The organism is Campylobacter sp. 107 (genome assembly GCF_002383835.1).
Classification (GTDB): domain Bacteria; phylum Campylobacterota; class Campylobacteria; order Campylobacterales; family Campylobacteraceae; genus Campylobacter_D; species Campylobacter_D jejuni.
Genome location: NZ_NXBA01000085.1, coordinates 1 through 15,426, shown reverse-complemented (window position 1 = coordinate 15,426; position 15,426 = coordinate 1). Strand labels below are relative to the sequence as shown.

The 15,426-nt window shown below is 25.5% G+C and carries 12 protein-coding genes and 2 pseudogenes; 10 read left to right on the top strand and 4 right to left on the bottom strand.

From position 1 onward, the window contains the following. The 4 genes and pseudogenes from BGS40_RS09205 to BGS40_RS09185 all read left to right on the top strand — a co-directional run. A pseudogene (locus BGS40_RS09205) lies at positions 1-500 on the top strand (hypothetical protein); the annotation flags it as partial. Continuing rightward, on the top strand, positions 484-3,516 hold the full coding sequence (locus BGS40_RS09860) for a hypothetical protein (protein ID WP_257841734.1): 3,033 nt from the start codon (positions 484-486) through the stop codon (positions 3,514-3,516). The pseudogene BGS40_RS09205 and the gene BGS40_RS09860, both read left to right, overlap by 17 nt. Next, positions 3,517-4,773: a hypothetical protein gene (locus BGS40_RS09190; RefSeq protein WP_087691762.1), complete on the top strand. Its 1,257-nt coding sequence runs from the start codon at positions 3,517-3,519 to the stop codon at positions 4,771-4,773. A gap of 3 nt (positions 4,774-4,776) precedes the next feature. After that, a complete protein-coding gene (locus tag BGS40_RS09185) occupies positions 4,777-5,829 on the top strand; it encodes a hypothetical protein (protein ID WP_087704696.1) in 1,053 nt (350 codons plus the stop codon). Here the strand turns inward: BGS40_RS09185 and icmH are convergent. From icmH to tssJ, 3 genes are read right to left on the bottom strand one after another with little or no spacing between them, the layout of a single operon-like run. Beyond that, positions 5,824-6,594 carry a type IVB secretion system protein IcmH/DotU gene (gene icmH / locus BGS40_RS09180; protein WP_087691764.1) on the bottom strand — a complete coding sequence of 257 codons (771 nt, stop codon included), beginning with the start codon at positions 6,592-6,594 and terminating at the stop codon, positions 5,824-5,826. The two genes, BGS40_RS09185 and icmH, sit on opposite strands and share 6 nt — an antisense overlap. Before the next feature lie 8 nt (positions 6,595-6,602). Further along, a complete protein-coding gene (tssK, locus tag BGS40_RS09175) occupies positions 6,603-8,000 on the bottom strand; it encodes a type VI secretion system baseplate subunit TssK (RefSeq protein WP_087704695.1) in 1,398 nt (465 codons plus the stop codon). Between the two features lie 15 nt (positions 8,001-8,015). Next, entirely contained in the window at positions 8,016-8,456 is a 441-nt protein-coding gene (gene tssJ, locus BGS40_RS09170) for a type VI secretion system lipoprotein TssJ (protein WP_087704694.1), read from the bottom strand. Positions 8,457-8,551: 95 nt separating this feature from the next. Between tssJ and BGS40_RS09165 the strand changes: the two genes are divergently transcribed. From BGS40_RS09165 to BGS40_RS09140, 6 genes are all read left to right on the top strand, one after another. Beyond that, positions 8,552-9,826 (top strand): TssA family type VI secretion system protein, encoded by a 1,275-nt coding sequence (locus BGS40_RS09165; protein ID WP_087704693.1) that lies wholly within the window; start codon positions 8,552-8,554, stop codon positions 9,824-9,826. A 73-nt stretch (positions 9,827-9,899) separates the two neighbouring features. Continuing rightward, positions 9,900-10,385 carry a type VI secretion system contractile sheath small subunit gene (tssB, locus tag BGS40_RS09160; protein ID WP_039626294.1) on the top strand — a complete coding sequence of 162 codons (486 nt, stop codon included), beginning with the start codon at positions 9,900-9,902 and terminating at the stop codon, positions 10,383-10,385. Between the two features lie 12 nt (positions 10,386-10,397). Continuing rightward, positions 10,398-11,852 (top strand): type VI secretion system contractile sheath large subunit, encoded by a 1,455-nt coding sequence (gene tssC, locus BGS40_RS09155; RefSeq protein WP_087704337.1) that lies wholly within the window; start codon positions 10,398-10,400, stop codon positions 11,850-11,852. A 3-nt stretch (positions 11,853-11,855) separates the two neighbouring features. Further along, positions 11,856-12,248 carry a GPW/gp25 family protein gene (locus BGS40_RS09150; RefSeq protein ID WP_087704336.1) on the top strand — a complete coding sequence of 131 codons (393 nt, stop codon included), beginning with the start codon at positions 11,856-11,858 and terminating at the stop codon, positions 12,246-12,248. Position 12,249: 1 nt separating this feature from the next. Then, positions 12,250-13,977, top strand: coding sequence for a type VI secretion system baseplate subunit TssF (gene tssF, locus BGS40_RS09145; RefSeq protein ID WP_087704338.1), 1,728 nt, complete (start codon positions 12,250-12,252; stop codon positions 13,975-13,977). Further along, positions 13,974-14,885, top strand: coding sequence for a type VI secretion system baseplate subunit TssG (locus BGS40_RS09140; protein ID WP_087691766.1), 912 nt, complete (start codon positions 13,974-13,976; stop codon positions 14,883-14,885). Before tssF ends, BGS40_RS09140 begins: the two co-directional genes overlap by 4 nt. Positions 14,886-15,051: 166 nt before the next feature. On the opposite strand, the pseudogene BGS40_RS09135 reads toward BGS40_RS09140, so the two are convergent. Next, positions 15,052-15,426, bottom strand: a pseudogene (locus BGS40_RS09135) (hypothetical protein); the annotation flags it as partial.

Below are 15,426 nucleotides of genomic sequence, written 5' to 3'. Positions count from 1 at the left end.
TTAAAAAAGATTTTAAATTTATGCAAATTTTAGGTTTAGACAATGCTTATTTGGTAGCTCTTAGAAATAAAGTAAGTATATTTGGAAGAAAAAGTGAAACTAATCTTAATTATTTTTATCTTGCTTCTAATAGCACTACCAATTTAAACGAAATGAATAATTTTATAAGCATTATGGATAGATATATCATTTTTATTAACAAAATAGATGCATTGCCTGACACTTATGCACTTATGAAAATAGCCTTTAATGCTGATTATTTTCTTTTTAATTTAATCCCATTTGCTTCAAGCCTAGATAAAAACTTTATGTGTTCTATACCTCAAAAAGAACAGTTATTAGAAAATATGATTAATTCTTATAAAAAAATGAATTTATTATATAAAACAAAACTAAAAACCGAAATTCAAGAAATGATATACCCAACAATATATGAAGCAAAAAGATATAATTATTTCATAAATATTGCTAAAGGAAGATTAAATGCATGCGGAAAATAATTTAAGTCCTGAAGATAGACAAGGTATAGAAAATGCTGTGCTTGCTAAAAAAGATATAATACCGAATTGGATAGCAAATTTTAATAGACAAGATATAGAAGATTTACAGAAAAAAATAGAAAATGCGAGTGAAGATGTTGGGAGATTTTCTAATATAATCAATTCCTACTCCAAGCAATATCCTACTTTAGAACCAATAGCAAGAAAAATAAGAATAATAACCAAACCAACAGAAAACACTTTAAAAATTATGGATTATTCTTTAGAATATGTCCTTAATGGCGAAAGGTCGGTAGTTATTAAAGCTATAGCTGAAGGGGTTGAAACTATTGTTTATACAGTTGGTATTTCTGCGACTGCAATTGCAGCTGGAATTGTGAGTTTGGTTGGTATATTATGTCCAGATTCAGCACCTTTGGTAGCATTTGGTGCCTTTGTAATATTCACTCAAGGAGAGGAGCTGAGTTACTATATATCACAAAAAGCTAAAGAAATAATAATAAATTTTTTAAATCCAAAAATACAATATTTTCCACAAACTATCCATCTGGGCAATGGACAATATTATAAAAATGATAAAAATATAGATGAAATATTCAACAATATATACGAAGTCCTTGGTTTCTCCCTCTTCACTCCACGCCCCTACCCTAGCTATTCAAAACAATACGAACTTGCTCTAGCAAAGAAAAAAGAACTTATAACTAAAACAAGTATAGCTTCTACAACTTACAATTTTATAGATGAAGAATATTTAAAAAACATACAAGATTTAAAAGAACAAGAAAAAATCATTGAACAAGAAGAACAAAAATATCATTTTGATTTAAAACTTTATAAAGAAGATAATAGAATAAAAAATGAAATTTTTAATTCTTTATTTAAATCTTTAAATGAAAAGCTAAGCTTTCAATTAAAACAAGAAAAAAATACTTTTTTAAATTCCAATCAAGGCTTAAGTATTATTGCTAATAAACAATACCTACTAAAGACTTTAAACTTGCAAGATATCAACAACATCAACATTGATTCAAAACCCTATCTATTAAAAGCTTTATATTTTTGTGAAGATTATGTTTTATATGATAAAGATAAGCAAGCTTTATTTGATGAAAACACAATAAAAGAATTAGAATTCAACTCTAGCTTTTATACTATCTTTATCTCTCATAAAAACAAACTAAATGATACTTATTTAAATGCAAGAAAAGAACTTTATAAAAGTATTGATGAATTTAAAAGACTTGGTTTTAAAGATTTAGAACATGCTTATCAAACTTATATGAGTTCTTTTGTTATCAATGAAGAATTAAATAACAAAGATAAAACAATCAATAAAAATGAAAATAAAGAAATAAATAAAAACTTAAATCAAGAAAGTGATACAAAAGAAAGTATAAATTTCAAAGAACTTTCTTTAAATTTAAATCAAGAAAACAATACAAAAGAAAATACAGACACTATAATAAAAAACACAAATTTTAACAATGAAACTTCTTTAAAAATAAAACAAAGCAATACTATTATAGATGATACAAAAGAAGATTTTAAGATTGTATCTTATCACCTTAAAAACCTAAGCCACTTCATCTTAGAAAACAAAGATAAAAATAAAAAGCTTATATTTTTTGACAATGCTTCATCTATGTCAAATCTTTTGCATCTTTATGAGAACAATTGTGATATATTTGTTAAAGATGAGTCATTAATCGATATAGCTTTATTAGAACAAAACTATAAGCTAGATTTTAATAAACTAAAAACAAGAGTATTTTTTTATGAAAAACTTCTTTTAGGTGCAAAGGAAGATGAAATTTTTTCTTTCAATGATGAAAAAATAAATTATTATCTTAAATATGATGAGAATAATTTATATGCTTTAAAAGATTTAAACATTACTTATGATTATTATCATTGTAAGATTAAAAACTATGTTTTAGCTAAAAATAGTTTAAATATAAAATTAGAACCTAAAAAGATAAGCAAGCACTATGCTTATGATGATTTAAACCATCAAGATCTAAATTTAACCCACAATAACACTAGCATTATAAACAACACTGCTACTTCAAATTACATCAGCCTTATCATACAAGATGAGCATGGCAAGGCTATTGATAATGCTAGCATTAGTATAAAAGGGTATGATCATGAAAAACTAATCAAGCAAAGCGTATTAAAATTAAAAACTAATAAAGAAGGTAAGATAAGATTTGATAGAGAAAAAGACTTTAGTAATTGTCATAGTTTTAAAGTTAGATTAGAAGATAATAAAGCTTATTTAGCCAAACCCTTACAAGATAGCAAAAGAATATTTAATAATTATATCAATCATAAAATAGGACTTATACTTAGGTTTAAAAATAAAGATTATTTTAAATATGATGGTTTTTATTTACATCATTTTAAAGGAAAAGATTTAATAGCTTCTTATATGGCAAGAAGTGGAGTAGCTAAAGCTGATAATTTAAAACCATCAAATAAACAAATTGCTTTTAGTTTTTATCAAGATATAAAAGATAAAACTACCAAGAAAAAAGCATATTTTTACTATGATGATGAAAGTATTAAAGATAAATTTGGAAGCTTACCTGAAGGAAAGTATTATTTTAAAATCAATGAGATTAATTACAACAAACAACCTGATTTTTTAAAAGATTATCCTTTTAGTATAGGCAAAACTTGGGGAAAGTATTGTGTTAGATTATACACAGATAAAGAATGCTCTAAAAGTTTTAAAGAAATAGAAATTTCAAATCCAAATGATGAAAAAGGAAAAAGCAAGAATAAAGAAAGTATGAGTAAGGGGGATTTGTATCTTTATAACATTAATGAAAAGGGAGAATTTGGCAGCAATGGCAGCATAGGAATAGTTAATGGGGTATTGTTTGAAGATTTATTAAAGCATTTAAGTTATATTGTAAATGAAGAAGAATTGCTTTGCGAATTAGAAGTTAAATACCCCCAAAAACGAAACAATAAAATTGTATTTGCAAAAGAAATAAAGGATAGATAAATGAATAGCATAAGCTCTAAGGAAATATACGATCTTAAAGCTCCGTTTGCACCAGGAACATATATAGAACTTTTCTTAGAGAATAACGACGATATACAAAGAAAATGGGGTTTTTTTGAATGTGATAGTCAAGCTAAAATGCAATTATTATTTGTATCGGATGATTATTTGCAAAGTTTTGATAGTTTTAGTACTTTAGTTGATATTGATGAAGATGGAGAATTGGAGTGCAATGATGATTACAATGCAACTTTAATTGAACAAGAAAATACAAATAAAATTGGCTTTTCTCTTCCTCTTTATAGAACAAAAGAAACTAAATTTGAAAAATATTATATTGTGGTATTTGCTTATGAGGGCGAAATGCCGACTTTACAAGATCCTTATGTGATCATTGATATGAGTTTTAGAGTGGGTATTGGAGAAGATGATAATGTTACTAATGGTGTTAATCTTGCAAATTATCCCAAAAATATTCAAGAATGGAACCAAATATCACACATACAAAGTGTTTGGGATGCTGTTAAATTTTTCGAATGTCTATCTAAAAAAATAGGTGATACCTTTACTATTATGAGAGAAAATTTCTTTTCATTCTGTAAAAATAATCCTCAAATAGCAGGAAAAATTGCTTATATTTACTATAGATTTGACCTAGGTAGTCAATCTTTCATAGATAGCGTGGAAAATGATTTCAAAGACTATCAAAGAGATAGAGATTTTTATTTTCAAACTTGTAAAGATGTTTTGCTAAATTGCCCTATAGAAAAAAACAATCCTAAAACATTGAAAGAAAAATATGATGAATTGATGCAAGGTAAAAAATTGGATATAGCAATTTATAAAAATTTAATTAGTAAGATTGCAATCGCTATATGTGAAAAATTAGACTTAAATTTAATAACAAAAAATGGTGAAATAGATTTTTTCCAAGGAGATGAAGAAGAATGGGGAGAATATTACAAAAGACGCATACGTGTTAATGAAAATAATCTGCATGATTTAAAAGAAATAATAAAAACTATGATTCACGAGATTAGACATTTTTATGTTGAAACTTATTATTATCCAGGACAAGGTATTTTAAGAGGATATTTGTTTTATGCACATGGATTCTCTATAAGCGATGATTATAAAATTTTATTTGATGGTTTTTATAAATTTGATGACAAAGAAAGGCAAGAAAATGCTTACGAAATACAACCAAATGAAAGAGATGCAAGATTTGTCGAAAAAATAATAGATTTTCTAGGCTAAAGAATGAAAATTAAACTTCCTGATTTAAAAAAATATGCTTTTAACAATAGATTAGATAAAACCATATATCTTGGCATAGAAACAAATATTTTATGTGTTGAGGATAGAATAAACGATATTTCAAATTTCTATAGTAGTAAATATAATAAAAAAATTAATGATTTAACTGCTATTTTATATATAGGAAAGGTAATATTTCAAGAAGAAAAAAACAACTTGTTTCCAAAATTTATAGCAAGTAATTTTGATATTAATTTTGAAAAATTAAATAATTTTTGGCTTAATGAAATAATAAACAACAAAGTGCAATATTTCAGGCAAAATAATAATATAATCTTATCCAAAGAACAAATTTACTCATATTTTGATGATTTGCATTCCAAAAACATCAACTTAATTAAAAATTATTTTAATAAAATTTATGAAAATAGTGGCATTACTGCTTTAATCTATAACAAAAACAACCATAAAAACGATATATTAAATCAACTTGATACACTATCTAAACAAGATTATAAAATTACATTTAACGATGAGCTTTTTTACGAATATTTAGTTTGGAGTCTAAATGACTTTTTAATTCCATATTTTTCTGGTAAATTTCAAGATGAAAATGAATTACTTTTTAATGCTGGTGCTTACACTACATATAAAGAATTATATCAAAAACAAATCAATCTTATACCAAATCCTTACTATGGAGAAAATTCTAATATCCCTTTTATTGATTTTTTCTATACCAATATAAACCCATTAAAATATGGGGTGGGTTATATCGAAGGTTATTTAAAATTTTTCAAACACTATCCAAATTCAAAGTTCCTTAAAAAAATGCCTCCAATAAAAGGATATAAATTCTATAGCCCTAATATTAACCATGATGGTAAAATTTTATCTTCCAATAAAAGAAAATTTTATTTTTCTCTAGCTGAAAATCCTCAAATTTTTATTTATTTTTTTCAAAAATATTACCCAAAAATTTGTAACCTTCCAAAACATTGGAACGAAATTATGTTTCAAAAGTTAAAATTAAACATTCCAAACAAAGAGTTATAATTTTTCTATATTCTTAATCAAACTGCTAATATTAGAATCGATTTTAATATTATGAGTTTGCAAATCAAAAATTGCAAAAATGAAAAAACCTAAAATACATCCAATAGGTATAACAACTAACGCAAATTTCATAAATCTGCGTTGAAAATACTGCCAAAATTTTTCCCTATTAACTCCATTATAAGCCTTATCAAAAGCTGTCTCATCTGTTAAATTTATAAGAGGAGTTAAAGCCGATGCTATATTGTTGCAAAGATAAATAATTTTTTCCTCAACATCTTTTTCATGAGAATATTTTCCTCTATATCCTAAAATCAAGCAAACATATATGAATTCCAAAAAATCCTTATTTTTGGATGGATTAGACAACCAAGAAAGCGCTATATCGTAAAAATTATCACCACCTAGAGTCTCATCAAATAATCTCACGGTTAAAGTATGATTTGCCCAAGAGCTATTAATAAATAAATCATTTTTCATTAGACTTTCATCTATAAATACACATAAGCAATATCTTAATTTTATAATATCTTTCTCATCATACTCTTTAAAAGTACTTAATCTTGAACTCCAAACCAAAATTTCATTCACAAGCTTTTCTTTTAAATTCTCTATATAAGCAGTATCCAAAGAATGAACCTTAGATAATCTATAAACAAGTAAAAGAATTTCCAAGCAATTATCAACAACTTTATTGATTTCTAAACCTTTTAAATCACTTTCTAAAAGTAAAGATCCTTCTTTAAAATGTGATTCTTTTTGCATACTACTCCTTAAAACACAGCCCACATTTTTATATCAGGGTTTTTTATATTTGTTGTTAGATATAAACTTATAACATTTTCACCCTTAAAGTATTTAAACAGCTCATCTTTTTTGTCTAACTTGTAATAAATATAACCATTTAAATAAGGTATAGAAGATGGAATATTTGCAATTTGCTCTATGTTTATCCCTCGTAATTGTGTTGTTACTATACTTTTTATCCTACTTTGAGTATGAATTTTACTTTGAGTTTTAAAATTATATAATAAATACTCATGATTAACATCAGCACTAATAGCTAAAAATAATTCGCCCTCTTCAATAACCGTAGGATTGTCAAATAACAAATCATAAAATCCATTGTTATTGTCAATTACTTGAGCCATAGTATATTTTGGAGAAGTTATTTTTGCAAATAAAACTCTAAGTTGATTGGTAAGTGGTAAAAAAGTGTTAGTCAAGTCATCATGATTATATACTATAAAATCCGAAAAGGAGCTTTCAGTGCCAAAAGCACTGAGATCTCCTTGAAAATCAACTAATTTTTCATATAAATTTTCAGGATGTATTTTATCTTTATTGATTATATATGAAAAAATAAAATACCATTTTTTTAAAAGATTAAGCGATAAATATGTACTAAAATCCAAGGTGTTTTTAGTTTGATCTATACCCTTAAATACTTCAGTGAGTATTTCTTTATGCTGTTTAATTGAATGCGAAATTTCTTCTAAAAATGATTTAATATACGAAGATTTATTTAAATCCAAACAAGTGGGTATAAAACTTTCATCTAACTCTATTTTTTTATTTAAATCAATATTTTTGATTTTTGCTATAGGAATTTCAAGTTCATCTGGAGTTTTGCTACCTAAAAAGCCCAATTTCAATCTTAAACTAGCTAAAGTAATGCTTATTTTTTCTTGAGAGAAAGTAATATTATCATTCCCATATTCATCTTCTAAATCAATATGTTTAAAAACATCATTAGTATTATCATATATTCTTGAAGCTACAACACTTCTTAAACTAATGTATTTTGAATTAGGTATATTATTATGTAAAGATATATCTGCTATAGAGGATAAACCCATAGGAATTTTAATAACAATAATGGAATTTGCCAAAGAATCATAATTAACTTCCAAAGGCTCTGGAAGCTCATCTTGTTCTGGTGCATTAAAAATGCTACCATCTTTAGCAATTCCAGAAATTCTTTTAAGTGCTATTTTTCCTTGCATTAGCATTTCATTGGAAAATTCTAAATCAATTATTCCGTATAAATTATTGAAAGTTGAAATTGTTTTAAGATTAATATTTCTTTCAAGATATCGTTCTTGTTGCTCAAAATGAATTTTATCAATATTTAGCCCATTAAACCAAGCTACTTTTAGCTTATCTGCCATTATATTTTCCTTAGATTAAATATGTCTAATACCATCTTTTGTTATTTCAAATTTTAATGTTTTTTTAGTTCCAAAACCATTAGCATCATCTGTTTTTGCCCAAATTTTTGTTACCTTTTTAGTATTATTTGCAAATAAAACCAAAATACCAATATACGGCACTTCTTCATCTATAACTTTAAAAGCAAGAATATTATCTTTAGGGGCAATTTGTAGTCTAATCGAGTCAATTTTATCTCTACCGAGTATAGCATCCTCTCTATTAATCAGCTCTAAATCACTAGCCTTTATAAATTTATTTACATCTTTTAATTGATACACAATAACAGTTAAAGGAACATCATCATTTCTACTATTTAAATTAGAATTTTTTATATTATCAATCTTTACACTTACAACGCTAGAGCAAGAACTTAAAAACAACCCTATGAGCAACATAACAAAAATTTTTCTCATTCCCCATCCTTAAAAAAATACTTAAATAAATAACACTATAATTTTGTTTTTTATTATAATTAAAAAAACTTTCAATAGTGCTTAGGAGATAAAAAATGATTTTCTGTGATCATTATGAAGAAAATTTAGAAAACTTAGAAATATTTCATTTACTTGAAGAAGAGATGACAAAATACAAAACATTAAATCATGAAAAAATACAATGGGATAAGGTATATGAATACTCATTAGATATTTTACAAAATAACTCGATGGATATGAAAATTTTCGCTTACTTTTCTTTATCATGTTTAGCATTAAATAACGAAGAGTGTTTTAAAATATTTTTAGAAATAATAATTTTTACAGAAAAATTATTTCGAGAAAAACCTGAAAATATAAGTAAAACGTCTTCTATACTATTAAATCAAAAACAGAAATACAAACAAATTGTTGAAAATTTTATTAATGAATTTAATAAAAATTCACCAAAATGCTCACAAGTCACAGCTAAAAATTTAAATGAGTATTTTGAAAAATTACGCGAAATTTTAAATTGTAATTTTGCAAAATTAAACATTAAAGAAGAAATAACTCAAACTAAACAATCGCCTCTTAAATCTCCAGTAACACAAGTAAATATCGATATAAAAAACACAAAATTATCTAATCTTAGCGATAGAGAATACAGAACATTATTAAATAATCTAGCAATAGAATTACTAGAAAATAACATTGAAAATACCAATGCTTATCCATTGTTTGCAGAAGCAGCTTGGGGAAGATTAAAAACCCTTCCACCGCATTCAGATTTCGTCACTAAAGTAAGATATCCTGATAGAAATTTAATAAAATTACTATTAGATAAAAATGCGAATGAGTTAGATCAAATAAAATGTTTTATCAATAATCTTTCACTTAACCCTTTCTGGATAGAAGGATTTAAACTATTTTGTGATTTTTTACATCATCATCAAAAAGAACACTCCTTGAAAATTTTAAATTTACTAACTTGCAATTTTATTCTCAAATTTAAAGACATTACCAAGTTAAGATTTGACAACGGCGAATTAATGTGTAAAGAAGATACATTTAATTATTTTGTAAAACAAAATCAAGAAACTAATAAAAAAACACACACCACATCTGATAAAAATAAAAAAGTAGAGCAATTACTCATTGAAATAAACAATGAAAATTATAATAATTCTTTATTTTGTAATATAAATTCTTTAATAGCCATGGCACAAGTTTTTGAAACGAACAATATGAAAAATAATGCAAAAATTATATACTTGCAACTAGTTGAACTTATGGAAAAAACCTTATTAAAGGATTACTTAAGTGATGAGTATAATTATGCAAAAAACAAAACTAATAAAAAAATATAAACTTAGTTATTCTTTATTTAGTTTTATGTATAATTTAAAAAATAAATTTTAATTTAAAAAATAAGGAAGTAAAATGTCTGATGGATCAAGTGCACCAAAAGAACGCATAAATATAACCTACAAGGCAAAAACAAACGGACAAAATGCAGAGATAGAACTACCTTTAAAACTTATGATAATGGCTAATTTAACAGGTAAAAATGAACAAAATTTAGAAGATAGGGAAATTGTGTCTATCAACAAAATAAATTTTAATCAAGTTATGCAAAAACTAGACATCAAAACCCAATTTAATGTTAAAAATACTTTGGGTGGAGGCGCTGAAGAATTAGATATTAACCTAAAAATATCTAGTATGAAAGATTTTTCGCCTGATAATATAGTGCAACAAGTGCCAGAGTTAAATAAACTAATGCGCCTTAGAGAAGCATTAATGGCTCTAAAAGGACCTATGGGTAATATTCCAAATTTTAGAAAAGCTGTTTTAGATGCTCTAAAAAATGAAAAAACCAAAGAGCAGTTGCTTTTAGAAATCAAAAAAGAAAATAACGAAGAATAAAGGAAACATAATATGTCAAAAGATAAAGTAATTGATACTCCAATTATTGAAAGTATTATGGAAAAAAGCAAATATACTAGAAATGATGAAAGCTATAGTATAGCAAAAAGAGGAGTAGCCGAATTTATTTCCGCAATAGTTGAAAGCGATAACATAGAAGATAAAATTAACAAATTTGCACTTGATGAAATGATTGCCCATATCGATGATTTATTATCAAAACAAATGGATGAGATTTTACATAATGAAGAATTTCAAAAATTAGAATCGACTTGGAGAGGACTTTTCTTCTTAGTGGAAAGAACTGATTTTAATGAAAATATTAAAATTAATCTTTTTGATATTACAAAAGAAGAAGTTTTAGAAGATTTCGAAAATAATCCAGACATCACCCAAAGTGTTGTTTATAAAAATATTTATTCTTCAGAATATGGACAATTTGGTGGAGAACCAGTTGGTGCTATAATTGGTGATTATCAACTAAGCACTGCAAGTCCAGATATGACTTTTTTAAATAAAATGTCAAGCATAGCTGCAATGAGTCATTCTCCATTTTTAACTTCTTTAGGACCTAAATTTTTTGGTTTAGAAAATTATTCAGAATTAGCTAATATTCAGGATTTACAAAGTCTTCTCGAAGGTCCACAATACACAAGATGGAGAACTTTTAGAGAAAATGAAGATTCTAAATACACAGGATTAATGGTTACGAGGTTTTTGACAAGATCGCCTTATGATAGTGAAGAAAATCCCATCAAAAACTTTAATTACAAAGAAAATGTTCACGCATCTCACAATCACCTATTATGGGGAAATTCGGCATATGCTTTCGCAACAAGATTAACAGAAAGTTTTGCTAAATATAGGTGGTGCGGTAGCATCATAGGACCAAAAAGCGGTGGAAGTGTAAAAGATCTTCCTACTTATTTTTACGAAAATTTTGGAAACTTAAAAGCTAAAATTCCTACTGAAGTTTTGATTACAGATAGAAGAGAATACGAACTTGCAGAAAATGGGTTTATAACTTTAACTCTAAGAAGAGACACCAATAATGCAGCATTTTTTTCAGCAAATTCTGCTTTAAAACCTAAAATATTTCCAAACACACCAGAAGGAAAAGAGGCTGAAACAAATTACCGCTTAGGCACTCAATTGCCTTATGTATTTTTAATTTCAAGATTAGCACATTATCTAAAAGTACTACAAAGAGAAGAAATTGGAAGCTGGAAGGAAAGAAGTGATATTGAAAATGGTTTAAACGAATGGGTTAGACAATATATTTCAGATCAAGAAAATCCACCAGCAGAGGTTAGAAGTAGAAGACCTTTTAGAGGAGCTCAAGTAAAAGTGGATAATATACCAGGGGAGCCTGGATGGTATAAGATTGGGTTGAGTGTTCGTCCTCACTTTAAATATATGGGTGGAAATTTTGAACTATCTTTAGTAGGTAAATTGGATAAAGAATAATAAATGTCTTTGTTGGATAAAATTATTCATTCATTGGATGAGCAATATAAAAATATCCCTTTTTATCAAAATGAATTTCAAGAAATAAAAAATAATATACAAGTTTTGCTTAATGCAAAACTTGATGACTGCTTAAGTGTTGAAGATTTTGGATTATCTAGTATGGAAAATCTAAATTTAAGCTCGACGGAACTTTGCTTGAACATGGCAAAAGAAATTCATAAACTCATAAGTAAATACGAAAAAAGAATTATAATTAATTCTATCACATATAATGATTCTTTAAAACCTTGGCGACTTTCATTTTTACTAAAATGTGTTTTTTGTAATGATAATTTTAAAGAATTTGCAATTGAAATTATATTTAAAAATAATCGATATTGTGAGGTTATTTAAAATGACGCAAGATGATATATATTATTATCAAAAGGAGATTGCTTATCTTAATCATACTCGTAAAATTTTTATAGATAAATTTCCCAAGTTAACCTCTTTTTTATCTTGCGATAGTAAAGATCCAGATATAGAAAGAATTATTGAAAATTTAGCAATATTAACCTCTAAAATTCATCAAGAATTAGATCAAAATATACCCTATATTGCAGAATCTCTAATTAATATTCTTTCTCCAAATTATACCAATATTCTACCTTCGATGTGTATGCAAGAATTCAAATTTAGCGAAAACAGCAAACTCAATAGATTAATTATTCCTAAAAATAGTACAGTTAAATCTGTATCTATAGAAAAATGTGAATGTGAATTTAAAACAGTATATGATGTATATCTATATCCATTAAATATAGAGAATGTTTTTTTAGGAAGTGAAAGACAATATCATACATTAGATATACAACTTAGAGTTAGTAGAGAAGATTTAAACATAGAACATCTAGGTTTAGATAAGCTAAGTATATACTTAGGGGATGATGTTTACACATCATCTACATTACTTTTTTATATGCATCAATATTTAGAAGAAATAAAAGTCATATCTCATGACACAAAAGAAGAATTTAAAATAAATACCCATAGTATTAAAACTATGGGTTTAAAGCCAAACGAAAGTTGCCTATTTTATAATGACTTAGGATTTGAATCTTTTTCCTTACTAAGAGAATACTTTTTTTTGCCTGAAAAATTTAATTTTATCTCAATACAAGGCTTGGATGTTTTACATGAGTGTAAAGGTAAGTTAATTAGCATTTTTTTTAAATTTAATAAAACACTTCCTAAAAATTGTATTATAAAAAATGAATTATTCTCATTATCGACAACACCAATCATTAATATTTTCGAAAAAACAGCAGAACCCATCATCAATAATCACTCGAAAAATGGATACAGAATTTTTATCGATAGAGCAAATTTAAATGCATATGATATAGTTCAAATAAAACAAGTCAAAGCACATAATAGCGACAGCGGGAGTAGAATTTTAAAAAATTATAAAAATTTTGAACGTTTTGAATTTATGCAAAATAAAATACAAGATTTTTACTACATTACAAATAAATCAAATTCCAAGCAAGATAACTTCAAAGAAATATCGTTTTTCTCCTCAAACAATACAAATGAAACAATCACAATAGATGTATTATGCTGTAATAAAAATTTACCGACCCATTTAAAAATAGGCGATATCAATCTGATACCTTTTTATAAAGATGCTATTACGAAAAATATCACCATTCCAACGCCGATTAAGCAAGTTAAAACCAATGGTGATCTTTTATGGAAATTAGTTTCTATTTTGTCATTTAGTTATCAAACTCTTTTAACAAAAACATCCTTTTTTCAAGTTTTAGAAAGCTACAGCTTTCCTGATGATAAAACCTCTGAAGTAGTATGTCAATTACTTACCTCTTCAATAATTGACATACAGTCAAAACCAAGCTACTTAATTGATGAGCATATTACAAAAAAAGGCACTATGAGTATTATAAGTATAGATGATTCTAAATTTTATTCTTTGGGTGAAGTTTATAAGTTAGGATTAATAATTTCAGAATTTTTATCATCCTTTGTGAGTATTAATTCATTTTGTGAATTAAAAATTAAATGCATAAACTCAAAAGCAACTATACACTATCCTTTTAAAAAAGGAATTAAACCTATATTATGAACAATGTAAACTCTTATACCTTTTATAAACTTCTTAAAAAATTATTAAAAGATCATCCCAAAGAAGATATTTTTCTAAGGGCAAATAATGCCCTAATGCATCCTAACAAAGAAATCGAATATGTAAAATTCAATAAAAATATTAGTGATTTTCCCATTGAAATTATGATTAATTTTATGGGTCTACAAGGTAATACATCACAACTCCCTTCTTATATACTAGACAAGCTCTCTAGGAATGAGGATGGCGGGGATGGATGGAGTTTATTTTTTGATTTCTTCAATCACTATCTTCTTTGGATTTTTTTTGAAATTACTACTCTTAACAATTATCCAAAAAGTTTTGATATTAACTTCAGCGATAGAATTTCTAAAATACTATTTTCTATGTTAGGTATCAATGACATAAAAATAGCAAAGAGATATCTACCTTTTGCACCATTATTACTAAGTTTAAGAAGACCTAAAAGTTATATTGAAAGAATTTTACAAATCACTTTTAATTTACAAAATCAATTAAATATTATAGAAAATATACCCCATCAAATTTACATAAGACACATACAATTAAATAAATTAGGAAGTAAAAATCATATTTTAGGAAAAAATCTAATCTTGGGAAAAAAATTTCTATCTTACCAAGATAAAATAGCTATTTATATAAAAGATATACACTATGATGAAGCTTTAAAATACTTTCCAAACGCAGAAAAATACAAAGAGCTTAAAGAAAGTATACTATTTCTAACTAATAATGAATTTTGTGTTGATTTATATCTTAAAGTTATTTTTAATAAAAGAATGCTGTTTAAGCTAGGAGATTACTCTCACTCCAAATTAGGATGGGGTAAAATTTTAGGAAAAAAAATAAAAAATTACGAGATAATACATATTAAACTTCATGAATAATTTTTATATTTATCAAAATATATCATTTACTCATCTACATTAAAATCAAATATATAAAATCTAAATTTTTATTATTTAAACTATTGAGATTATTAAATTTTAATAACATCTAATATTATGAAAATAACCATAAATTATAACAATAAGCTTATATTAATCCAAAACTCTACTTCAATCTCACATTCATAATCATATTAGATAAAAAGATACTATCTTTATCAAAACTTTTTGAGTCATATTCTAGTTTTAAATATCTTTTTTGTATATCTTGCATTAAAGTTGAAAGATTGTATAAACTTAAACTTTCTAATATATTTATGAGTTCTATCTTGCTTAAAGTATTAAAATCATTTAACAATCTAAGATAATTACTTATAATAGAAGAAGAATTTATATTATGAAATAAAATTTTATTTTTTATATCTTTTTTAATAAAAAATTGATTATTTTTTATATAAAAATAATTTCTAAAATGATTATTGCTTATTATTTGATTATAAAAACTTAAAAGACTTTCTTTGCTGTTTAAGTCTATAAAATT